General features: G+C 34.8%; 16 protein-coding genes, 1 tRNA gene, 1 other RNA gene, 1 pseudogene and 2 other annotated features. Of the genes and pseudogenes, 3 read left to right on the top strand and 16 right to left on the bottom strand.

Annotated elements, in window-relative coordinates; all coding sequences use genetic code 11:
* Positions 1-350 precede the first annotated feature (350 nt).
* A complete protein-coding gene (locus AB4Y30_RS00095) occupies positions 351-1,949 on the top strand; it encodes an ABC transporter substrate-binding protein (RefSeq protein WP_368653514.1) in 1,599 nt (532 codons plus the stop codon).
* Positions 1,950-2,068: 119 nt separating this feature from the next.
* Here AB4Y30_RS00095 and AB4Y30_RS00090 read toward each other — a convergent pair.
* Positions 2,069-2,233 (bottom strand): annotated as a pseudogene (locus AB4Y30_RS00090) (hypothetical protein); the annotation flags it as partial.
* Between the two features lie 175 nt (positions 2,234-2,408).
* Here AB4Y30_RS00090 and AB4Y30_RS00085 point away from each other — a divergent pair.
* On the top strand, positions 2,409-4,019 hold the full coding sequence (locus tag AB4Y30_RS00085; protein WP_368653513.1) for an ABC transporter substrate-binding protein: 1,611 nt from the start codon (positions 2,409-2,411) through the stop codon (positions 4,017-4,019).
* Between the two features lie 227 nt (positions 4,020-4,246).
* Here the strand turns inward: AB4Y30_RS00085 and ffs are convergent.
* An RNA gene (ffs, locus tag AB4Y30_RS00080) (signal recognition particle sRNA large type) lies at positions 4,247-4,512 on the bottom strand.
* A gap of 68 nt (positions 4,513-4,580) precedes the next feature.
* Positions 4,581-5,072, bottom strand: coding sequence for a tRNA adenosine(34) deaminase TadA (tadA, locus tag AB4Y30_RS00075; protein WP_368653512.1), 492 nt, complete (start codon positions 5,070-5,072; stop codon positions 4,581-4,583).
* Between the two features lie 95 nt (positions 5,073-5,167).
* Here tadA and AB4Y30_RS00070 point away from each other — a divergent pair, with 95 nt between their 5' ends.
* Entirely contained in the window at positions 5,168-6,454 is a 1,287-nt protein-coding gene (locus tag AB4Y30_RS00070) for a LysM peptidoglycan-binding domain-containing protein (protein ID WP_368653511.1), read from the top strand.
* Positions 6,455-6,502: 48 nt separating this feature from the next.
* Here AB4Y30_RS00070 and proC read toward each other — a convergent pair whose 3' ends face one another.
* From proC to dnaA, 13 genes are all read right to left on the bottom strand, one after another.
* Complete coding sequence (gene proC, locus AB4Y30_RS00065; protein ID WP_368653510.1) at positions 6,503-7,327, bottom strand: pyrroline-5-carboxylate reductase; 825 nt, start codon at positions 7,325-7,327, stop codon at positions 6,503-6,505.
* Positions 7,328-7,400: 73 nt separating this feature from the next.
* Positions 7,401-7,615 (bottom strand) — a binding site (T-box leader).
* Positions 7,616-7,790: 175 nt separating this feature from the next.
* A tRNA-Ser gene (locus AB4Y30_RS00060) sits at positions 7,791-7,883 on the bottom strand.
* A gap of 141 nt (positions 7,884-8,024) precedes the next feature.
* Complete coding sequence (gene serS, locus AB4Y30_RS00055) at positions 8,025-9,299, bottom strand: serine--tRNA ligase (protein WP_368653509.1); 1,275 nt, start codon at positions 9,297-9,299, stop codon at positions 8,025-8,027.
* A gap of 92 nt (positions 9,300-9,391) precedes the next feature.
* Positions 9,392-9,609 (bottom strand) — a binding site (T-box leader).
* A gap of 46 nt (positions 9,610-9,655) precedes the next feature.
* Positions 9,656-10,540, bottom strand: coding sequence for a pyridoxal 5'-phosphate synthase lyase subunit PdxS (gene pdxS, locus AB4Y30_RS00050; RefSeq protein WP_368653508.1), 885 nt, complete (start codon positions 10,538-10,540; stop codon positions 9,656-9,658).
* Positions 10,541-10,584: 44 nt separating this feature from the next.
* A complete protein-coding gene (locus AB4Y30_RS00045; RefSeq protein ID WP_368653507.1) occupies positions 10,585-11,925 on the bottom strand; it encodes a D-alanyl-D-alanine carboxypeptidase family protein in 1,341 nt (446 codons plus the stop codon).
* A 157-nt stretch (positions 11,926-12,082) separates the two neighbouring features.
* Entirely contained in the window at positions 12,083-13,552 is a 1,470-nt protein-coding gene (gene guaB / locus AB4Y30_RS00040) for an IMP dehydrogenase (RefSeq protein ID WP_368653506.1), read from the bottom strand.
* A gap of 251 nt (positions 13,553-13,803) precedes the next feature.
* Positions 13,804-16,281 carry a DNA gyrase subunit A gene (gyrA, locus tag AB4Y30_RS00035; RefSeq protein ID WP_368653505.1) on the bottom strand — a complete coding sequence of 826 codons (2,478 nt, stop codon included), beginning with the start codon at positions 16,279-16,281 and terminating at the stop codon, positions 13,804-13,806.
* A gap of 131 nt (positions 16,282-16,412) precedes the next feature.
* On the bottom strand, positions 16,413-18,332 hold the full coding sequence (gene gyrB, locus AB4Y30_RS00030; RefSeq protein WP_368653504.1) for a DNA topoisomerase (ATP-hydrolyzing) subunit B: 1,920 nt from the start codon (positions 18,330-18,332) through the stop codon (positions 16,413-16,415).
* Between the two features lie 41 nt (positions 18,333-18,373).
* Positions 18,374-18,643 carry an extracellular matrix regulator RemB gene (gene remB, locus AB4Y30_RS00025; protein ID WP_368653503.1) on the bottom strand — a complete coding sequence of 90 codons (270 nt, stop codon included), beginning with the start codon at positions 18,641-18,643 and terminating at the stop codon, positions 18,374-18,376.
* A gap of 1 nt (position 18,644) precedes the next feature.
* Entirely contained in the window at positions 18,645-19,754 is a 1,110-nt protein-coding gene (gene recF / locus AB4Y30_RS00020; protein WP_368653502.1) for a DNA replication/repair protein RecF, read from the bottom strand.
* Positions 19,755-19,799: 45 nt separating this feature from the next.
* Entirely contained in the window at positions 19,800-20,021 is a 222-nt protein-coding gene (gene yaaA, locus AB4Y30_RS00015) for a S4 domain-containing protein YaaA (protein WP_368655253.1), read from the bottom strand.
* A gap of 605 nt (positions 20,022-20,626) precedes the next feature.
* Positions 20,627-21,763 carry a DNA polymerase III subunit beta gene (dnaN, locus tag AB4Y30_RS00010; RefSeq protein WP_368653501.1) on the bottom strand — a complete coding sequence of 379 codons (1,137 nt, stop codon included), beginning with the start codon at positions 21,761-21,763 and terminating at the stop codon, positions 20,627-20,629.
* Between the two features lie 385 nt (positions 21,764-22,148).
* Complete coding sequence (dnaA, locus tag AB4Y30_RS00005; RefSeq protein ID WP_368653500.1) at positions 22,149-23,498, bottom strand: chromosomal replication initiator protein DnaA; 1,350 nt, start codon at positions 23,496-23,498, stop codon at positions 22,149-22,151.
* Positions 23,499-24,084: the final 586 nt, after the last annotated feature.

Genomic DNA, 24,084 nt, shown 5'->3' with positions numbered 1-24,084 from the left:
AAAGGACCGTCATCGGTTAAGTACGCAACGTCACGAGAGCAATACCGATACTAGCACATCGTGTCCGTCGAAAGTTCAAGACAGCGTAGCTTAGAGTAGCGGACTTCTACAGGATGTGGTGACTTCTGTGTTGCCCGCAGGACGTGTCGGAACTTAGTCGAAGTTCCACTGCTTACCGTGTCATTTTTGTTGGACTTTTTGAACAACCTCTAAAAGGAATTTTAAAGGAGTGATGTCTATTCGATTGGCATTTTCACACATCCCATTTCCAATTCCTGTCATAGACGGAATTGATATCATATGAATCAAAAATAGACAAACTAAGAAAGAATTGTGAGGAATTAGATAAAATGAAATCAATGAAAAAAGGACTATTCATCCTACTATTAGTATTAATTGCTGCATTGGTTGGATGTAGTTCAGATGACAACAATAATGATGGAGATAATAACGGCTCAGATAATAATACTGCTGGTGAACCACAAGAAGGTGGCGTATTAAAAATTGCTCTAGATGCACAACCACCTAATATGGATGTCCCATCAACTCCTGCAACAGCTTCTAGAGATACAGGAAGATTAATATTCGAATCACTTGTTACAACAGATGCAGACTATAAAGCAGTACCTATGCTAGCTGAAGAAATTGACATTAGCGACGATAGTAAAGTATACACATTTAAATTAAGAGAAGGCGTTAAATTCCATAATGGGAAAGAAATGACTTCTGAAGATGTAGTCGCTTCTATGGAACGCTGGTTAGAAAAATCAACGATTACAGGTACTATCTTTAATGGTGCAACATGGGAAGCACAAGATGATTACACAGTTGTTTTAACATTAGAAGAATCTTCTTCTTTAACATTAGATACAATTGCTTCAGCAAAAATGGCTTCAGCAATTATGCCAAAAGAAGTTGTAGAATCTGCTCCTGCTGAAGGTGTAGATGAATATATTGGAACTGGTCCATACAAATTTGTTGAATGGAAACAAGATCAATACATCTTATTTGAAAGATTTGATGATTATCAAGCAGTAGAGGAAGAAGCAAGTGGATTATCTGGTAAAAAGGTAGCTTATTTCGATGAAATTTACTTCTATATTGTTCCAGATACATCAACTCGTTTAGCTGGTTTACAAACTGGAGAATATGATTTTGCATTTGGTATGCCTTATGATAGCTATGATCAATTATTAAGCAATGATGACCTAGATACTATTTTAACACCATCTGCAAACGAATTTATTCACTTTAACAAAAACCATGGAATTACAGAAGATGTTAATATTAGAAAAGCTATTAATGCAGCTTTAGATAATGAAGAAATCATGATGGCTGCTTTCCCTAACACAGATTTTTACTGGTTAGATTCTGGTTATATGGATGTAAATATGACAAACTGGGCAAGTGAAGCTGGTAGTGAGCATTACAACCTTGCTGATTTAGACTTAGCAAAAGAATATTTAAAAGAAGCTGGATATAATAATGAAGAGCTGCGCATTATGGTAACTCGTGATTATGATCACCATTATAATGCTGGTGTTGTTGTTCATGAACAACTTAAAAACGCTGGAATTAATGCTGTATTAGATGTATATGACTGGCCAACCTTTAATGATAAAATGCAAAGTAAACTTGAAGATTGGGATATTTTCGTAGTATCCTCTTCTACAGTAAGTACTCCACCACAGTTATTAGCATTAAGTCCGACTTTTGCTGGTGGGCTAGATGACGAGAAATCTCAAGATTTAATGAAACAAATTGAAACGGCTCCTACCCTAGAAGAAGCACAAGCGCTTTGGGATGAGCTACAAGGTTATTCTTGGGAAGAAACAATGCCAATTGTAAACATTGGTGGATATAACAATTTATTCGGTTTAAGAGCAAATGTTGAAGGTGTAACAGCATACACTGGTCCAGTATTCTGGAATGCATATTTCACTGATTAAATAATTGAGTAGGAAGCTAAACATTAATTGATTAGTTATCCTCTCAGTAGAAGAATTTCACCTAAGGTTTACAGCCCATCGCCCAATGTGAGAATGAATTTGACTCCCATTGGGCGATTTTAATTTTCTATCTTTCTACTTCTTAACATTTTGTATTTGCGCATTGTCCATTTTATCAGACGTTGATTTAGGAACTCCATAGTATATAATACAGAGAAAGGTGAATATTCCAATCGTCCTCTTAAAATAGAATTGATACTTTCTGCTATCATCTCAATTGTACTACCGCTTCTTTTTAATCTTTAATCTTAAGGATTTTCTAATGTTTCGCTGACAGCGGGTAAAAATTAATTGTAGATGACCAATAAAGAAGAGACATTCTTATTGAGGCTAATTGAGAAGATAAACATAACACCTAAGAGAAAAAATCACTAAAATAAGGAATTGAGGAAAACAGAGATGAGACGAGTTAAGAATGTATTATTTGTTATGTTACTTGGTTTAATCCTTACATTAACAGCATGTAGCTCTAATAAGGATCAAAACAATACAGACCAATCAGATAATACAACTAGTAAAGGAAACAAGATAAGCAGAGAAGATGTAGAAGGTGGAACATTAAAAATTGCTCTAGATGGACAACCTCCAAATTTAGATGCACCATCAACACCTGCTACATCAACGAGAGACACAACTAGAATGATGTTTGAAACACTTTTAACAACAGATGAGAATTATCAAGCAGTTCCTATGCTTGCTGAGTCTGTTGATGTCAGCGAAGATAGTAAGGTGTATACATTTAAATTAAGAGAAGGTGTTTCTTTTCATAACGAAAAAGAAATGACCTCTGAAGATGTCATCGCATCCATGGAATATTGGTTAGAAAAATCGACGATTACAGGTTCTATTTTTGAAGGAGCAACATGGACTGCTACAGACGATTATACGGTTGTTTTAGAACTTACTGAATCTTCTTCTTTGACATTAGATACATTAGCCTCAGCCAAGATGGCTGCAGTAATTATGCCTAAGGAAGTCGTGGAGGCAGCACCTCCTGAAGGAATAGATGACTATATTGGAACAGGTCCTTACAAATTTGTAGAATGGCAACAAGATCAATACATTCATTTTACAAAATTTGAAGATTATCAGCCTGTAGAAGATGAAGCAAGTGGATTAGCTGGTAAAAAAGTCGCTCATTTTGATGATGTCTACTTTTATATCGTTCCAGATGCATCCACTCGTTTAGCTGGCTTACAAACAGGCGAATACGATTTTGCTTATAATTTACCTTATGACAGTTATGATCAATTAGAGAGTCATCCTGATATTCATTCAATCCTTACACCGTCAGCCAATGAATTTTTACTTTATAATAAAAACTATGGCATAACCAAGGATTACAAAATAAGACAAGCGATTAATGCGGCATTAAACAATGAAGAAATTATGATGGCGGCCTTTCCGAATCAAGACTTTTTCTGGCTTGACTCCGGCTATATGGATGTCAATATCGTAAACTGGGCAAGTACTGCAGGAAATGAATTTTATAACATGGATGATCAAGAATTAGCGAAACAATATTTAGAAGAAGCGGGTTACAACGGTGAAGAGATCAGAATCATGGCAACCCGAGATTACGACTATCACTATAATGCTGCTGTTGTAGTTCATGACCAACTGACAAACATTGGAATCAATGCTGTTCTAGATGTTTATGATTGGCCAACTTTTAACGAAAAAGCCACTCAAGGTCTTGAAGAATGGGATGTTTTACTCTCATCATCATCAACAGTCAGTACACCACCACAATTGATAGCACTAAGCCCTTCATTTGCAGGTGGGGTTGGCGATCCGAAAGTCATTGAAGATATGCAAGCTATTGAAACAGCACCTACTTTAGAAGAAGCTCAAGAGCTATGGGATAATCTACAAGGTTATGCGTGGGAAGAGCTACTCCCAATCGTTAATATTGGCGGCTTTAATAGCTTATATGCTCATAGAAATAACATGGAAGGCATTTCAGCTTTCTCTGGACCAGTATTCTGGAACGCATATTTTACTGATTAAATACCAAAAACAAGAAAACTCCCCCTAAAGTAGACAGATTAAAAATCTGTTTGCCTTAGGGGGATCTTTCTTTAGAAAGCTATTGAAATAAACTATATAGTATCTTGATGGTTCAATATCCTCCATCAAGATAAAAGAATTCCTTAAAATGTTACATTAAATAAAAAAACATTATCACAAGAACAAAACTTGGATAATGTTATAATTGATTATTTTTATGATATTTGCCGCGCACCCATCGTCGATGTGAAGACCCCAAGCGTTACTTAAGTTCATGGCTCGGTTTAGGCAACCCTACGGCACACAGAAATGACCACTTACTGCTGCTTCCTTCCGGACCTGACAGGGTTCATGGGTTCCTATTGCGTAGGACCTGAACGTCAACACCAATTCCTTAAGGCAGTCCCTACAGACGACTCACCTCGGATGGGAATTCAGCCTCGCTACAGCGGATTGCAAGTACAGGGCACCGCTACCTCCCCACCTAGCGCGACAATTTATATTATATCTTTTTTCCAAAGATAATGCAATGAAGATCTCATCTCTTCCAAAAAATTCTAGTTATTGCAATTCATCTGACTGTCTTTTCTTGTTTTGATTTTTCCTTTTGCTCCTTAACTCTTGGAAAAACTGAGTTAATATCATACTGCATTCCTCTTGTAAAACACCGCTTGTAAGCTCTACCTGATGATTAAATCGTGGCTCTTCTAAAATATTTAAAATACTTCCTGCACAGCCTGCTTTCCCGTCTAACGCACCAAAAACCACACGTTTTATACGTGATTGAACAATCGCTCCTGCACACATCTGACAAGGTTCTAGTGTCACATATAAAGTACAATCCTCTAATCTCCAAGTACCTAATTTCTGATTAGCCTTCTCTATTGCAATTAGCTCGGCATGTGATAAGGATAATTGTGATGTTTCTCGTTGGTTATAGCCTGTTGCAATAATTTCATTACCATACACAATCACGGCACCAATTGGAACCTCGTTAATTGCTAATGCTTTCTTTGCTTCTTCTAATGCCACGCGCATAAAATGTTTATCCATTATAATCAGCCTTTGTCATTTTTAATCAATTCATCATATTTAAGTGCTTCAACTCATAAATTATATATACCTACTAAAATAAGGAGGGGTATCATTTGCAAATTCATGTTGTTCAAAGTGGCGATAGTCTATACAACATTGCTCGTACATATCATGTAGCAGTCGATACACTGATTACGGCTAATGAATTAGCTACACCTGATCAATTGGTTGTTGGTCAAACATTAGTTATCCCCATCATAGGACAATTTTACTTCATTCAACCAAATGATACATTAACAATGATAGCACAAAAATTTGGAATTTCCCCAGCACAATTAGCAGCCATTAATCATATTTCCATGAATCAAACATTACAAGTTGGTATGCGTTTATATATTCCGCCGCTTCCTAAAAGCGAAATTACATCACTAGGATATGTAGAGCCTATGGGAGATAGTGTATCAGAAATACTAAAAAATGCGGTTGAGAAAACATCACCAAAATTAACTTTTTTATCCTTATTTAGTTACACAATGAACAGGGATGGCACATTAAATTCTCCCCCACAAAATAATCTTAAACAAATTGCAACAGCAAATAAAACAGCTATGTCAATGGCTATCACAAATATTGAAGAGGGCTCATTTAGTACAGAATTAATTCATATTATTTTAACTGTGCAAGCAGTCCAAAATAATTTACTTGATCAAATTGTCAATACTGCCTTAACTAATGAGTTTCGAGAAGTACATTTCGACTTTGAATTTATTCAACCTGAGGACCGGGAAGCATACAATCTCTTTTTACGTAAAGCAAAGGATCGCCTTTCACAGGCGGGTTTATTAATGTCTACAGCGCTAGCACCTAAAACAAGCGCGACACAAGAAGGTTTATTATATGAGGCACATGATTATAAAGCGCACGGAGAAATTGCTGATTTCGTTGTTTTAATGACTTATGAGTGGGGTTATAGTGCTGGACCACCTTTACCAGTATCCCCGATTGATCAAGTCAGAAGAGTCGTGGATTACGCCTTAACTGAAATCCCAGCTGATAAAATTCTATTAGGGCAAAACCTCTATGGATATGACTGGACACTTCCATTTGTTCCTGGCGGAGAATTAGCACGAGCCATTAGTCCACAGCAAGCAATTGATATCGCTCGCCAATTTCGAGCTGAAATTCAGTATGATTATGTAGCACAAGCACCGTTTTTTAAATATACAGATCAGCAAGGGAGAATACATGAAGTATGGTTTGAAGATGCTCGATCTATTCAAGCTAAATTTGATTTAATTAAAGAAAAGCAACTACGAGGTATTGCCTATTGGAAACTAGGCTTAGCGTTCCCGCAAAATTGGCTTCTTTTGGGAGATAATTTTACGATAAGAAAAATTTAAATAAACCAACGGAGCGTATCGCACAGCTCCGTTGGTTTATTTAAAATATTATTTTTCTTGAGCTTCTTTTCCCAATTCTATTGATCTTGCTTGTGCACTTTTAATACATTCAATAATCGATTCAGCAAAACCATGCTTTTGTAATGTTTTAACACCTGATTCTGTAGTTCCAGAAGGGCTTGTTACTTTCTTTCTTAAGGTAGCTGCTGATTCCCCAGACTGTTTTAACATCTCACCAGCACCTATTACTGTTTGAACAATTAAATCCATCGCAGTTTCTTTATTTAATCCTATTTCTACTGCTGCTTGCTCCATAGCTTCTACAAGATAATAAACATATGCAGGGCCACTTCCTGATACAGCAGTTACTGCATGTAAATCTTCTTCTTTGCTTACAACAGTCGTACCAATAGTTTGGAATAATTCTATACTAGCCTGGAGATGGTTATCTGTAGCATAGCTTCCTTTTGCAACTGCAGTCGCAGCATAACCAATGGAAGCCGATGTATTTGGCATCGCTCGAATGACTGGGGCATCATTACCAAGCAATGTTGATATATAGGTTGTAGATATACCAGCTACAACAGAAATAATTAACTGGTTCTCTTTAATCATTTCCTTATATGTCAAAAGTGCCTCTTTTAAATCATAAGGTTTCATAGAAAGCACAATAATATCAGCATCTTTTATTAAAGCTGATTTTTCCTGTACACAGTTAATTTTAAAATGCTCGGAAAGATAATCTAATCGTTCTTTATTATTTTTATTTATCACATGAATTTGTTTACTATCTAAAAAGTTCTTATTAAGCATTCCAGAAATGATTGCTTCCGTCATCGATCCTGCGCCAATAAAGGCTATTTTATTAAACAATGAACTCGATCTCCTTTTTCATTTATATGAATAATTTATTTTTTCACATAAAAAAACTCATCCCATCCTTAAATAAAAGGACGGAATGAGACTATTTCCGTGGTACCACCTAATTTGACATCTAATATGTCCACTCATTATTTGATAACGCAGTCTGCACTGCGGTTAGCTTTTTCCTAACTGCTCCCAGGTAGGTTCAATTATGTTTATTGCTATGGAATCTTTCAGCCGCTGAATTCCACTCTCTTTTGCTAAACGATAATTTACTGGTCTGTTCATCGCTATATAAATTAATGATATTGTTCGTAATATATCCTTTACCCCCCGAAAAGTCAAGAGGTTGAAGAAAGAAAAGCGTAAAGATTACTCCCCATTCTTTGGGGTGATTCAAGTTAGTTAAACTTCTTTCTTCCTTATAAAAAAACCGCTACAATGTAACGGTTTAAATTGTTAAATATTAAAATGGAGGAGGAAGAGGGATTCGAACCCCCGCGGGCTTTGACACCCCTTTCGGTTTTCAAGACCGACCCCTTCAACCAGACTTGGGTATTCCTCCGTATGTATATGAAAATGAAGCACATAAAATAATATACAATATTACTTTTTAAATGTCAACAACTCTTTTTATTATATTTATTTCATCTAGTATAGCTATAAAAAAGCTCTCTCATACTATGCAATATGGAGAGCTTTACTATTATTTAATTACTTCAATACCACCCATATAAGGTCGTAGCACTTCTGGTACAATAACAGATCCATCTGCTTGCTGATAATTTTCTAAAATAGCAGCCAATGTTCGACCAACTGCTAAACCAGATCCATTTAATGTGTGTACATATTCTGGCTTACCTGTTTCTGGATTACGGTAACGAATCCCTGCACGTCGAGCGTGGAAGGTTTCAAAATTAGAACAAGAAGAGATTTCACGGTATACACCTTGAGTAGGAATCCAAACCTCAATATCGTACTTCTTCGCCGCAGTAAACCCTAAATCACCTGTACACATGCTCATTACACGATACGGAAGCTTTAGAAGCTGTAATACCTTTTCAGCATTACCGGTAAGTTCTTCTAGTCTTTGATATGATTCTTCTGGTTTCGCTAATTCAACTAATTCAACTTTATTAAATTGATGCTGACGAATTAGTCCTCTAGTATCTCTTCCAGCAGATCCAGCCTCTGAACGGAAGCAAGCACTATATGCTGTAAATTTCTTCGGCAAATCATCTGCAGAAAGAATTTCATTACTATAATAGTTAGTTACAGGAACTTCTGCTGTTGGAATTAAGAAATAATCCCATTCCTCAATACGAAACGCATCTTCCTCGAATTTTGGTAATTGTCCTGTACCTATCATGCTATTGCGGTTAACGATATATGGTGGCGCAATTTCCTCATATCCATGTTGATCTACATGTAAATCCAGCATGAAACTAATCAAAGCACGTTCCATACGAGCACCTAATCCTTTACTAAATACAAAACGACTTCCTGTTACTTTTGCTGCGCGTTCAAAATCTAAAATATCTAAATCTGTGCCGATATCCCAATGAGCTTTTTCCTCGAAATCAAACTGCGGAATTTCTCCCCATGTTCTTATTTCAACATTATCATCCTCATCTTCACCAATTGGTACACTAACATGAGGTATATTAGGAATTCCATACATAATTTGATCAAGACGTTCTTGGATTTCTTTTAACTCTGTATCATATTCCTTAATCTTTTCTCCAACTTCTCGCATTTCTAAGATAGATTCTGTTGCATCTTGCTTTTCCTTCTTCAAGACGGAAATTTGCTTTGTAACCTCATTACGCTTTGCTTTTAATTGCTCTGTAGCAGCAATTAATTCTCTTCTCTTTCTGTCTAACTCTTCAAAATTAGCTAGTTCTGATAGGTCTTCACCACGATGAGCTAATTTTTCTTTAATCTCTTGAAAATTATTACGTAAAAATCGAATATCAAGCATAAATTATGCCTCCCTTTTATTTTTTGATATCTGTTGCAAAAAATACAACAGCATATTTATATACAAAAAAACGCAAGAAAACTCCCGTCCTAAAAAGGGACGAGAGTTTGCCCGCGTTGCCACCCAAATTGAAGATATTAATATCTTCCTGCTCAAAATTTATAACGGTTAATAAACCGGGCTTACCTACTATTATCTGTTCAGTAAACCAGTTCAAGGATGGATTCATTATATGCTTTCATCGATTTCCACCACACATCGACTCTCTTTAGAAAGTTATATAATTACTAGTTCCTATCATAACTATTGAAATATATATTATTATACTACGTATTATAAATAAATATACAGATTTCTTATTGGCTGCGATCTGCCATCAATTCACTAGCAGATAAAGCACTCATTTCAATACCTTTCATTGGTGCACCTAAATCTTTAGAAAGCTCGGCAATTAATTTATAATCTTGATAGTTCTTTGTAGCTTCAACAATAGCTTTTGCAAATTTTTGCGGATTTTCAGATTTGAAAATACCTGAACCTACGAATACACCATCAGCTCCTAACTCCATCATTAAGCCAGCATCCGCTGGTGTAGCCACTCCACCTGCAGCAAAGTTTACTACTGGTAAACGACCTTCCTTACGAATTTGCATTAAAAGTTCAAATGGTGCAGCTAGATCTCTAGCATATACCATTACTTCATCCTCAGACATAGAAACTAATCTTCTAATATCTGCTTGAATCTGACGTAAATGACGAACAGCTTCTACAATATTCCCTGTGCCAGGCTCACCTTTAGTACGTAACATAACAGCACCTTCGCCAATACGACGTGTTGCTTCTCCTAAATTACGTGCTCCACATACATATGGAACAGTGAAATCAGATTTATTAATATGATATACATCATCTGCTGGACTTAATACTTCACTCTCATCAATATAATCAACACCCATTGCTTCAAGCACACGTGCTTCTGTAATATGCCCAATTCTTGCTTTAGCCATTACTGGAATAGACACAGCATTCATTACTTCTTCTGCGATAGACGGATTTGCCATACGAGCAACTCCACCTTCTTTTCGAATATCAGAAGGAACACGCTCTAACGCCATTACAGCAATTGCCCCAGCTTCTTCAGCAATCTTTGCTTGTTCAGCATTGATTACGTCCATAATAACGCCACCGCGTTTCATTTCTTCAAATACTTTTTTTACTTTTTCAGAATTTGTAAGTGACATCTTTTTTCCCCCTATGAGCTATTGAAATATATTAATTATTAATATTAAAACCAGCCTTTAACAGTATCAACTATCGTCGTGAATAAACCAGCGAAGAAACTTCCAATAGATTCAAGTGCAATCATAAACCAATTTTTCTTCTCTATTTCACTTGTTGTAACAAGATCAACAGTACTTGTTCCTGCGTTATGTAAGAAGCCGTGATCATTTTCTCCTTCATAGACAAGCTCAGCAGTACCTACTTTCTCGCCTTGCTTCACAGGTGCTGTTAATTCTCCATCTTTATTTAATTTATCTGAATCAATATGATATACCACTTTATATAGCTCTTCTTCTTCATTAAGAATTGGAGCTGTAAAACCTGCTTCTAATGCAAGTGTAACATTTTTTTCCTTCCCTTTGGCTACCGGTACTACTGAATCTTCCGGATTTTCAAAGCCTGCTGGAAATAATTCCTTTGTTTCAAAGTTTTCAAAACCATAATCTAAGAGTTTTGCAGTTTCTACAAAACGCTCACTTTCATCATTTGTTTTCATTACTACTGAAATCAATCTTTTACCATCTCTAGTAGCTGCTCCTGTAAAACAATAGCCAGCTTCATCTGTATAGCCTGTTTTTAAACCTTCCATACCCTCATAATAAAACGGTTGTAAGAATGATGCTTCATGTTCAAGCATCCAATTCCAATTACGAATTTCTTTTCCGTCAAATTCTGTTTCCGGAATACTAGAAATCTCTAGCGCTTCTGGATAATCATTAATCAGTTGATATGCTAGTAACGCTGTTGATTCTGCAGATAATAAATTTATTCCATTTGGGTCTGTTCCTTCTGGGTAATCATCTCCTAAAGAAGAATTTTCTAAACCAGTAGAGTTTACAAATTGGAATTCAGGTAAATTCATTTCTTCTGCCTTAGCGTTCATCATTTTAACAAATTCACCTTCTGAACCTGCAATAAGCTCAGCAAGTGCTATCGTCGTTGCATTATCTGAATTAATCGCCATTGCCTCATATAAACTACGAACAGTATAATCTACGTCTTTACGTAAGCCAATACCAGAAAAACTAGTATTAGCAGATATGCTATAAGCATAATCACTGATTTGGGTTGTTCCTTCCCAACTAATATCTCCTGCTTCAATTGCTTCCCAAACAAGATATTCGGTCATAATTTTCGTCATACTTGCTGGAGGTAAAGCCATATCAGCATTTTTTGCGTATAAAATCTTTCCTGTATCTGCATCAACTAAAATAGCTGATTCTGCATTTAATTCAATATTTGTTTCTGCTTTCACTAATATTGTACCTGGATAAATAAACAATGTTGTCATTAATATGAACACCATTAATATAGGTGCTAGGCTTTTCTGTAACTTCAAATTCAATTTCTTTCCTCCATCTTCTTCAGTATGCATCTTCTGATATTCTACCATAAAAAAAGCCAATAGAAAACATAACTTTAAGTAGGGAAAATCTACTAAAAAGTTCTGTTTTCAAATTGGCTTCTACGTTTAGAGTTGTCTTATTCTATTAATTTTTTCACTAAATTGAGTAGTTTGGGGCTTCTTTCGTCACTTGAACATCATGTGGGTGACTTTCAATCAAACCAGCATTTGTAATCCGAATGAATTTACCATCATTTCTTAAATCCTCTATCGTACCTGCTCCACAATAACCCATTCCTGCACGAAGACCACCTAATAATTGGTGAGCTGTATCTGCTAAATGCCCTTTGTAAGCTACTCTTCCTTCAATACCTTCTGGAACTAATTTTTTCGTTTCATTGGTGTCTTGGAAGTAACGATCTTTTGAACCTGCTTCCATCGCACCAACAGAGCCCATACCACGATATACTTTATATCTTCTACCTTGGAATACCTCTGGCTCTCCCGGTGTTTCTTGTACACCAGCAAATAGGCTACCAAGCATTACAGCATGTGCACCTGCGGCAATTGCTTTTACAATATCACCAGAATATTTAATACCACCGTCAGCAATAATTGGTACATTATGCTTACTTGCTGCTAAAGCACAATCATGAATTGCTGTAATTTGTGGTACACCAACACCTGCAATAACACGAGTAGTACAAATAGATCCTGGACCAATACCTACTTTAACAATATTTGCTCCAGCGTTAATTAAAGCTTCCGTTGCTTCACCAGTAGCTACGTTACCTGCAACAATATCTAAATCCGGGAATGCAGTACGAACTTCTTTTACAAGCTCAAGTACACCTTTAGAATGTCCATGTGCTGTATCAATAACAACTACATCAACACCTGCATCTACTAATTTTTGAATACGTGAAACAGCATCTGATGTTACACCTACTGCTGCACCAACAATTAATCGACCTTGTAAATCTTTCGCAGCTTTTGGAAATTCAATTGCTTTTTCAATATCTTTAATCGTAATTAACCCTCTTAATACATTATTCTTATCTACAAGAGGTAATTTTTCAATTTTATGCTTTTGTAAAAGAACTTTTGCTTCGTCCAATGTTGTTGCAACTGGAGCAGTAATTAAATTATCACTTGTCATTACTTCTGAAATAGTAATGGAATAATCTTCTAAGAATAAAAGATCACGGTTTGTTAAAATACCTACTAATTTTTTACTCTTTTCATTATCTACAATAGGAACTCCAGAAATACGATACTTGCTCATTAAATGTTCAGCATCATATACTTGATGTTCAGGTGTTAAATAGAATGGATTCGTAATAACACCACTTTCTGAACGTTTTACACGATCTACCATTTCCGCTTGTTCATCGATAGACATATTCTTATGAATTACTCCAAATCCACCTTGTCTTGCCATAGCTATTGCCATTTCCGCTTCAGTAACAGTATCCATTCCAGCGCTAATAAATGGTGCTTTTAATTTAAGCTTCTTCGATAAAGATGTGCTTAAATCTACATCTCTTGGCAAAATTTCTGACTTAGCTGGAACCAATAACACATCATCAAATGTTAAACCTTCTTTATCAAATTTATCTTTGCGCATTGATATCCTCCCTTTACTTTATTATATTAAAAACCAAAAAACTAAATAATAGTGCAACAGTGTAAATTGTATTGTCATTACAATACTTTATCACGTTTAATTTTTCAACTAGAGCGACACAACTAAAAGGAATTCATTAATTCTAAATAATCTTATATTTCTATTAAAAAGCTATAAATACGATAACATCAATGATTAAAGTCCATAATTCTCTTTGAAAAGAAAGCAACCCCAAATGGAGTTGCCCTCAATTATTCCTCTATATTTTCTTCTATATCATCTTCATCTTCTTCAACAACTGCTTCAGATATCTTCGCTACTGTTGCAACCTTCTCTTCTTCTTGTAAACGGATTAAACGTACACCTTGCGTATTTCTACCTGTTTGGGAAATACTAGCAACTGGAATACGAATTAATACACCCGCAACAGTAATAAGCATAATATCTTCTTCTCCTGACACTGCTTTTACTGTTACAACATCTCCCGTTTCTTCTGTTAATTTACATGCGAAAATTCCTTTACCACCACGATTTGTTTTACGATATTGATCTTCTGGAGTTCGCTTTCCAATTCCACGATTCGTTACATGCAATACTTGAGAATCTGCTTCTAAAATCTCCATAGATACAACTTTATCGTCTTCTCGCAATGAAATTCCGCGTACACCAGAAGCTGTACGTCCCATCGAGCGTACTTGTTCCTCTTCAAATCGAATAATATACCCATCTTTTGTTGCAATCATAATATCTTTATTTCCATCTGTTAAACAAACTGAAATAAGTTCATCATTTTCACGTAAACCGATAGCGATTAAGCCACCTTTACGAATATTTGCGAATTGTGAAAGAGGTGTCCGTTTTGAAATACCTTGTTTCGTTGTAAAGAATAAATACCAATCATCCACAAATTCATCGACAGTGATCACTGCATTAACCCATTCATCTCTTTCGATTTGTAATAGGTTAATAAGTGGAATCCCTTTAGCTGTTCTACTATATTCAGGAATTTCAAAACCACGTGTTCGATATACCTTACCTTTGTTTGTAAAGAATAGAACTGTCGAGTGTGTAGAAGTAGATAATAAATGCTCTACAAAATCATCCTCGTTTGTTCCCATCCCTTGAATTCCTCGTCCACCACGGTTTTGTGTACGATAAGTAGAAGATGGTAAACGTTTTATATAACCTTTATGTGTTAAAGTGATAACAATATTTTCTTCTGGAATTAAATCCTCATCCTCTAAAAAGTCTGATGAGCCAATCACTATTTCTGTACGACGATCATCAGAAAAGCGTTCTTTGATTTCGATTAATTCCTCACGAATGATTTCTAATACCTTTTCTTCATCTGCTAAAATTGCTTTTAATTCTGCAATTAATTGAATAAGTTCATTATACTCTTCTTCAATTTTCTCACGTTCTAAGCCTGTTAAACGCTGCAAGCGCATATCTAAAATTGCTTGTGCTTGCTTTTCTGTTAATTGGAAGCGCTCCATTAAGCCTGTTCGTGCTATCTCTGCAGTAGCAGAACTACGAATGAGAGAAATCACTTCATCCAAATGATCCAAAGCAACACGTAATCCCTCTAGAATATGTGCTCTTGCTTCTGCTCTTCTCAATTCAAAAGCAGTTCTACGTTTAATTACTACCTTCTGGTGCTCTAAATAATGCTCTAAACACTGTTTTAATGTAAGTACTTTTGGCGTTCCGTCAACAAGTGCAAGCATATTAACTCCGAAAGTCGTCTGTAATGCTGTGTACTTATACAAATTATTTAGGATGACATCAGGATTCGCATCACGGCGTAAATCCATCACAATTCGCATTCCTTCACGGTCAGACTCATCATTTAAATCTGTAATTCCTTCAATACGTTTTTCCCGTACAAGCTCAGCAATTTTTTCAATTAATTTTGCTTTATTTACTTGGTAAGGAATTTCAGTAACTAGAATTCTATACGTACCGTTCTTATTTTCAACAATCTCTACTTTTGCACGAAGCGTAATTGATCCTCGGCCTGTTTCATAAGCACGACGAATGCCGCTTCTTCCTAAAATCAATCCAGAAGTAGGAAAATCTGGTCCTAAAATATACTCGTCCATTAATTCCTCAATCGTAATATCTGGATTTTTACTTAATGCTAGAATGGCTTCAACAGTTTCTCCTAGATTATGTGGAGGAATATTCGTTGCCATTCCCACTGCAATTCCTGCAGATCCATTTACTAATAGATTTGGAAAACGAGAAGGAAATACAATCGGTTCTTTTTCAGACCCATCATAGTTATCCTGATAATCAATTGTATCTTTATTAATATCTCTTAAAAGCTCCATTGAGAGCTTGGACATTTTTGCTTCTGTATAACGCATTGCCGCTGCGGAGTCTCCATCAACTGACCCAAAGTTTCCATGTCCATCAACTAATAAATATCGATGACTGAAATCTTGTGCCATTCTTACCATAGCCTCATATACAGCTGAATCACCATGTGGATGATACTTACCAATTACTTCACCGACAATACGTGCTGACTTCTTATATGCTTTATCTGCATGCATTCCTAAATCATGCATAGCATATAATATTCTTCGGTGTACAGGCTTTAATCCATCACGAACATCAGGTAATGCACGTGAAACAATAACACTCATTGCATAGTCTAGAAAAGATGTTCTCATCTCTTCACTAATATTTATTTCTTCAACACTTGATCGTTGTTGATCTGCCATAAAAAAACCTCCCTAATTAAGAAAAGCACAGGTCACATATGTTCAGGAATCAGTAATGAAAATAAATAATTATCCCAACTGCTTACTAAACACTTAAGGGACAAATTTGTCCCTTAATATCACCGTTAATTTTATACATCTAAGTTCTCTACATATTGGGCATTTTCTTCAATGAAATCCCTGCGTGGTTCTACTTTATCGCCCATTAAAATATTAAATACCTCATCCGCTTCAATTCCATCTTGCAGCTTCACTTGTTTTAATGTTCGAGTTTCAGGATTCATCGTTGTTTCCCAAAGCTGAGTAGCATCCATTTCTCCTAAACCTTTGTAACGTTGCAATACAGGACGTGGAGATTCTGGAAGTTCGGATAATTTTTCATCTAGTTCCTGGTTACTGTACGTATAGTGCACAGATTTCCCTTGTTTTATCTGATATAAAGGGGGCTGAGCAATATAAATATATCCATGTTCAATTAACGGCTTCATATAGCGATAAAAGAAGGTTAATAGTAAAGTACGAATATGCGCTCCATCTACATCTGCATCTGTCATGATAATAACCTTATGATAACGTGCTTTGGTAATATCAAAATCTTCACCAATGCCTGTACCTAAAGCAGTAATCATTGTTCGTACCTCATTATTAGATAGAATACGATCAAGTCTTGCTTTTTCCACGTTTAGAATTTTTCCACGTAAAGGTAAAATTGCTTGGAAATGACGATCACGACCCTGCTTAGCTGATCCACCTGCAGAGTCACCCTCTACAATATATAATTCGCTTATCTCTGCGTCCTTAGATGAACAATCTGCCAACTTACCAGGTAAATTAGAAACCTCTAAGGCACTCTTTCTTCTAGTTAATTCACGGGCTTGGCGTGCAGCAAGACGTGCACGTGAAGCCATCATTCCTTTTTCAACAATTGCTTTAGCTACTGTAGGATTTTCTAATAAAAATGTAGAAAATTTACTACTAAAAATAGCATCTGTAACTGTACGTGCATCACTATTTCCTAACTTTGTCTTTGTCTGCCCTTCAAATTGCGGATTTGTATGCTTTACAGAAACAACTGCTGTCATTCCTTCTCGTACATCATCACCTGTTAAATTCGCATCATCTTCTTTAATTAAGCTATGTTTTCTCGCATAATCATTAATCACTCGAGTTAATGCTGTTCTAAATCCAGATTCATGCGTACCACCCTCATACGTATGAATATTATTCGTGTATGATTGCAGGTTACTTGTAAAGCCATCATTGTACTGAAGAGCAATTTCTACTATAATATCTTGTTCTTCTCCTTCAGCATAAATTGGCTCATGCAAGACTTCCTTCGTTTTGTTCATGAACTCTACATAAGAGCTAATCCCGCCCTCATAATAATATTCAATAATTTCTTTATCTGTTCTTTTATCTTCTAAAGTAATCGTTAACTGTTTATTTAAGAAAGCAAGTTCACGTAAACGATTAGCTAAAATATCATAATCAAATACTGTTGTTTCGGTGAAAATCTCTGGATCCGGCAGGAAACTTACAATAGTACCTGTCTCATCTGTATCTCCAATAATTTTAATATCTCCTTGTGGTACCCCACGCTCAAATGCCGTATAATGAATTTTCCCATCACGATGAACATATACTTCTAGCTTAGTTGATAATGCATTCACCACAGCAGCACCTACGCCGTGTAAACCACCAGAAACCTTGTAGCCTCCGCCGCCAAATTTTCCGCCCGCATGTAGGATTGTCATAATAACTTCTACAGCTGTTTTACCGCTGTCTTCATGAATATTTACGGGCATTCCACGACCATTATCTTTTACAGTTATGCTGTTATCTTCGCCAATAATAACATCGATACGATCACAATATCCTGCTAAAGCTTCATCAATACTATTATCTGTAATTTCCCATACAAGATGGTGTAACCCTTTTCCACTAGTGGATCCAATATACATACTAGGGCGCTTACGAACAGCATCAAGTCCTTCTAAAATTTGAATCTGGCTAGCATCATATACCTGTTCGTTCATTACTTTTTCTTCCATTGATTCTTCACCTTCATTCTTTATACTTACAAATCATCTTCCTACTCAAAACATATCTCATGATGGTCGAAACCAGCTTGATAGCTAGAACGTTTTGTTAACGTTACTACAGAAACATTGCTATAAAAGATAAAATCATTTGTAATCACAATCGATTTTGCATGTGATGCAGAACCAATAACACTTTTATTGCTATGTTGATTCTCCAGCATAGTCTTCATGATTACTGAATTCTCAATTGCTTGGCAATCAATGATAGAGATAATATCTTCTGTATGCACGACATGGTCATTTCCAATATGGATAAACATCTTAAACAATTCTTCCTTTGTCAATATGAAATAGTTCTGCTTTCTCTAATGTTTCATGATGAATACCAGCTACATTTGTTGTCGATACAAATGTTTGTACTTTGCCTTGAATTGTGCTGAGGAGATGTGATTGCCTATGGTCATCTAGTTCGCTAAAAACATCGTCAAGTAATAAAATTGGATATTCTCCTACCTCATGATGGATCAAATCAATTTCTGCTAATTTGATAGATAAGGCAGTGGTGCGTTGTTGGCCTTGTGAACCAAATACTTTCACGTCTTTGCCATTTATATAAAAAGTTAAATCATCTCGATGTGGACCTAGTAATGTGGTGCCACGTTCTATCTCTTTTTCTTGTACTTTATGAAAACTTTCTAAATAGATAGTCTCTATTTTTTCCTTGTTTGCATCTTCTGATACGTCAATCGTTGGATTATATTCTATTTCTAACTCTTCTAAATCACGACTAATATTCCCGTGGATAGGTTTTGACCATTTCCTGAGCAAATCTAGAAACGCAAAACGCCTTTCTAAAACAGTTGTTGCATGTTCAATTAGTTGTTCTGTTAAAATTTGTAACATGGTCAAATCATTCATTTGCTTTCTCTGCATCTGCTTTAATAAATGATTGCGTTGTTTTAACACCTGCTGATACTGTCCTAAATGATAAATATAGCTTGGTTGAATTTGTCCAAGCTCCATATCAATAAACCTACGCCTCACTTGAGGTGGACCCTTAACAAGCGCCAAATCTTCAGGAGCGAACATAACAATATTTAATGCACCAATGTAATCACTTAAACGTTTCTGTTCAATATGATTCAATTTTGCCTTTTTACCTTTTGAAGTAATGACAATTTCTAATGGGAATGTTCGATTTTTCTGTTCAATAGTCCCTTCTATTTTCGCAAAATCCTTTCCCCAGTAAATTAATTCATTTTCCTTCGGAGTACGATAAGACTTGGTAAAAGCAAGTACATAAAATGCTTCCATCAAATTTGTTTTTCCTTGTGCATTTTCACCAATGATTACGTTAATTTTATCATTAAATAAAACATCTAATTGTTCATAATTGCGATAGTTCTTCAATTTTAATGTTTTAATATGCATAATAGATTCCTCGTTTTTTAGCGTAATCCAGATTGGCGAGTTCGCTTATTTTTTTAGTTTTACAATGAATTTCCCTATCTCTTCAATCTCTACTTCATCATCAGGATATAATTTTCTTCCACGACGATGTTCTCTTTCTCCATTAACAATTGCTCCCTGATCTTGCAGAAAAGCTTTGATCATTCCGCCAGAATCAAACACATTAACTAATTTAATAAGTTGTCCTAACGTAATGTATTCTGTTTTAATTGCAATTTCTTCTATCATTTTTATCACCAAATTTCTCTTGTTTATTTTATCTTCATACTTTTTTGCTTAAGTAGAATTGACAGCCTTCTGTTAGATAAAGATAAAATATGACTTTTATATTATTGCTATAGAAGTACACACTACGTTTCTACAGGAGTCACTATGTGCTTCTGTAGCTCATATGGCTAATATTTTATTTGCCATGTAAGAAAAGAAAAATTTAAAACATACATCTCTAAAAATACGAAGAAAGTGAATATAATTATTTTTTAAAACGAAATAAAATTTAATTCGATATTCTTAAATAGTCTCTTTTACTATTCTACTAAAGTTTTTAAGATATTTAAAGGTAATCCCCTTCAAAAGAAAAAAAATTGCTTAAATCGCCTTTAAATTATATTTTTTACCTATTTTTGGGATGGGTAATCAAAAAGCATAACGTAATATTAGAAAATTCATGCAAAAAAACCTGAAACAAAAAGAAATGATTACCTAGTAAGTTTCGAATATATGTTTTGCAAATCTAAATTCCATGAATATACTTTGCCTTTTTACATATCGTTCGTCTTTTAATCTAAGTTATTTCTTTTGTCTCAGGTTATTTTTTTTCTTATACAACTGTTTTAATATGTTCGCACTGGTAAGATTAATTGTAAAATTGATTCTTCATTTGCTGGACGAATAATAAACGGGCGCATTGCTCCTGTAAAATCAATAATTATTTCATCATTTCCAATTGCTTTTAATGCATCAAGCATATATTTAGCGCTAAAAGAAATATTTAATTCTTCTCCATCAATAGATGTAACTGTTAATTCTTCTGAAACTTTTCCTATTTCTGGTGAATTATTAGTTACCTCAATAATATTCCCTTCTTTTGTATTTAATTTAACTACATTATTTCTTTCTTCTCTTGCTAGTAACGATGCACGATCAATCGTATTCATTAAGGATCTTGTATGTGCATGAATAGAAGTTTTACTCTCTGTTGGAATTAAACGAGATGTTTCTGGGTAATTTCCGTCTAATAAACGAGATAAGAAATATAAATTTTTTGCACGGAATAAAATTAAATTATTTGTCGCACTAATTTCTACAGGATCGTCTGTATCATCTAAAATTTTATTCAGTTCATTTAAGCTTTTTCCTGGAACGACGACATTTGACAATTCAATTTTTGTATCAGCGATTGGAACTTCTCGTAAAGCTAAACGATGACTATCTGTTGCTGTAAAGCTTAAATTAGAATCTTCTAGCTTAAGATGAACCCCTGTTAGTATTGGACGAGTTTCCATGGTTGATATCGCAAATGCAGTTTGCTGAATTAAACTTTTTAGTAAATTAGCTGGTATTTCAAAGCTATCTTCTACTTGTAGCTTAGGTAATTGTGGATATTCTTCTGGATCTTGCCCATTTAAATTAAATTCTGCATTTCCTGAATGAATTGTCACATTTAATTGGTCATCTGTTTGAATTTCTACTGTTTCTTCAGGTAATTTACGAATAATATCTGGGAAATAATTTGCTTGCAGGACAATACTTCCTTCTTCTATATTTTCGATATTTACAATTCCATCTTCTTCAGCAGGTATAAAAGATTCTATTGAAATATCTGAATCACTACCTGTTAACGTTATTCCATTGCGTTTCGTTTCTATTTTCATTCCCGTTAAAATTGGAATTGCTGCTCTACTAGATATAGCTTTCATAACTTGTTGGATGCTAGCAATTAGTTTACTTCTTTGGATAACAAATTTCATTCTATTTTCCCACCTTATGAGTTTGATGATCTAGAAAAATTTTCACCGTTATATATATTAATTAATTATAAAGAAATAGTAATAATAGTACTAGGGGCTGTGGATTTGTTGATAAGTAATAAAAACTCAAATACATCTAAGTTATTCACATGTTAATAAAGTGTTCGCAACTTGTTTCATCTATTCACAGTTACCCACAGCTTTTTATTAATTTGAGAAGTATAATAAAAGTATTTTAAGTTAGTAGTTCTCGAATATGCAGGAGTCTACAGATATTTCCTACGCTTTATTGAAATTTTATTCGGTTATTCAAACTAAAAAAGTTCTTTTATCTTTACCCTCATTATTTCAATATTTATTTTAGAATAAAAGCAAAAAGGAGTTTTTACTGGAAATTTTTAAGCTGTTCTTTTAAATCTTCTATTTCTTTTTCAAAATCTGTTTCCTTCTCCATCATTTCAGATATTTTCTCAAAGGCATGAATAACGGTTGTATGATCACGACCACCGAATTCTTCACCAATTTTTGGTAAAGAGAGATCAGTAAGTTGACGTGATAAATACATTGCAATTTGACGTGGAAATGCAATGGATCTTGTACGTTTTCTAGCTGCAAAATCTTCTAATTTTATATTATATTTTTGACTAACAACTTCTTGTATATCCGCCACTGTAATAGACTTAGGCTTTCGATTAGGAATGATGTCCTTTAATGCATCTGCTGCGAGTGGGACATCAATATCTTGATTAACCAATGAAGAATATGCAACTACTCGAATAAGTGCACCTTCTAATTCTCGAATATTGGAATCTATTTGATTAGAAATATAAAGCATCACTTCATCCGGAATATCCAGGCCATCTGCTTTGGCCTTTTTATTTAAAATAGCAATCCTTGTTTCTAAATCTGGTGGTGCAATATCTGTAATAAGCCCCCATTCAAATCTAGAACGTAACCGATCTTCTAAAGTTGGAATTTCTTTAGGTGGACGATCACTAGAGATAATGATTTGTTTATTTTCCTCATGTAATGCATTAAACGTATGGAAAAATTCTTCTTGTGTTTGTTCTTTTCCTGCTAGAAACTGAATATCATCGATTAGTAGGACATCAATATTACGATATTTATTCCGAAACAAGCCTGTTTTATTATCTCTGATAGCATTGATAAATTCATTCGTAAATTTTTCTGATGACAAGTACATGACAGATGCATCTGCATTATGTTCCTGTACATAGTGGCCAATTGCATGCATTAAATGCGTTTTTCCAAGTCCGACGCCTCCATATATAAATAATGGATTATAGGCTTTTGCTGGAGCTTCGGCCACTGCTAATGAAGCTGCATGTGCAAATCGATTCCCAGCCCCAATAACGAATGATTCAAACGTATATTTTGGGTTCAACATAGTACGGTCCCCATTAATATTCCCAGTTCTATGTACTGGTGGCTTAGGGACTTCTGTAACTTGATCTGCTTGATTAGAAGATTTAGGAATAATAAATTTTGTTGCTAGTTTAGCACCGGTCAGTTCGAATAAAACATCGGAAATTAATTGAGTATATCTTCCTTCAAGCCAATCTCTCGCAAATTCATTCGGAACATTTATGATAATGGTGTCATCTTTTATTATTTCAGCTTTGGTGTTTTTAAGCCATGTGTCGAAACTTGGCTTACTGATTTTCTCTTGAATCGTATTTAATGTCGCTGCCCAAAGATCATCAATATTTTCCAAAAAGGCTCCCATCCTTTCTTTATTAGATTATCTAATCTATCATTCTACTGCTGAATTAAAATTTTATAAAAAAGTAAAAGATAGTCTTTGTATCCTTCCTAAATAAAAAGGGACAGAATAAGAAGACATGCTAGATTTTTTCATTTAAATATACCTACTTTAATTTGAAATCCCATTGATTCTTGGAGATTATATCTGTGGATATTTAAAGATATGTATACTAATACTAGTAAAGAGTTATCTACGTTACAAACAATCTTGTTGATAAACTCTTTAACAGGGGTGTGGACGATATCCACAAGTTATTAACAGGTTGTGGAAAAACTATTAGAATAAATCTCTTATTCACAAGTTAAAACACAAATATAATATCAAAAAAAATAAGAAGTTGCAACGTTAAAACGACAGTTATCCACAAAATAAACCGTATGTAGACAATTTTTATTTACATGGTTATAACTTGTGATTATCTTGTCGATAATCATTGTGGATGAATAAAAAAGTAAAAAAGCTTATTCTTTTGTGTTGTGGATATTTTTTGATTTAGGGATTGGTGTGTTACTAACATGTTTAGAAATAATGTAAT

The organism is Ornithinibacillus sp. 4-3 (assembly GCF_040958695.1).
Classification (GTDB): domain Bacteria; phylum Bacillota; class Bacilli; order Bacillales; family Amphibacillaceae; genus CALAMD01.
This window is presented reverse-complemented; position numbering and strand designations above follow the sequence as displayed.

What these genes read in the sequence shown, in the direction of transcription:
- gyrB (WP_368653504.1), bottom strand. Translation starts at nt 18,332, where the DNA reads ATGGAAGAAAAAGTAATGAACGAACAGGTATATGATGCTAGCCAGATT.
- gyrA (WP_368653505.1), bottom strand. Translation starts at nt 16,281, where the DNA reads ATGGCAGATCAACAACGATCAAGTGTTGAAGAAATAAATATTAGTGAA.
- yaaA (WP_368655253.1), bottom strand. Translation starts at nt 20,021, where the DNA reads ATGATAGAAGAAATTGCAATTAAAACAGAATACATTACGTTAGGACAA.
- AB4Y30_RS00095 (WP_368653514.1), top strand. Translation starts at nt 351, where the DNA reads ATGAAATCAATGAAAAAAGGACTATTCATCCTACTATTAGTATTAATT.
- AB4Y30_RS00085 (WP_368653513.1), top strand. Translation starts at nt 2,409, where the DNA reads ATGAGACGAGTTAAGAATGTATTATTTGTTATGTTACTTGGTTTAATC.
- recF (WP_368653502.1), bottom strand. Translation starts at nt 19,754, where the DNA reads ATGCATATTAAAACATTAAAATTGAAGAACTATCGCAATTATGAACAA.
- tadA (WP_368653512.1), bottom strand. Translation starts at nt 5,072, where the DNA reads ATGGATAAACATTTTATGCGCGTGGCATTAGAAGAAGCAAAGAAAGCA.
- dnaN (WP_368653501.1), bottom strand. Translation starts at nt 21,763, where the DNA reads ATGAAATTTGTTATCCAAAGAAGTAAACTAATTGCTAGCATCCAACAA.
- pdxS (WP_368653508.1), bottom strand. Translation starts at nt 10,540, where the DNA reads ATGTCACTTACAAATTCTGAAAAAGTAAAAAAAGTATTTGAAGAAATG.
- guaB (WP_368653506.1), bottom strand. Translation starts at nt 13,552, where the DNA reads ATGCGCAAAGATAAATTTGATAAAGAAGGTTTAACATTTGATGATGTG.
- serS (WP_368653509.1), bottom strand. Translation starts at nt 9,299, where the DNA reads ATGCTTGATATTCGATTTTTACGTAATAATTTTCAAGAGATTAAAGAA.
- remB (WP_368653503.1), bottom strand. Translation starts at nt 18,643, where the DNA reads ATGTTTATCCATATTGGAAATGACCATGTCGTGCATACAGAAGATATT.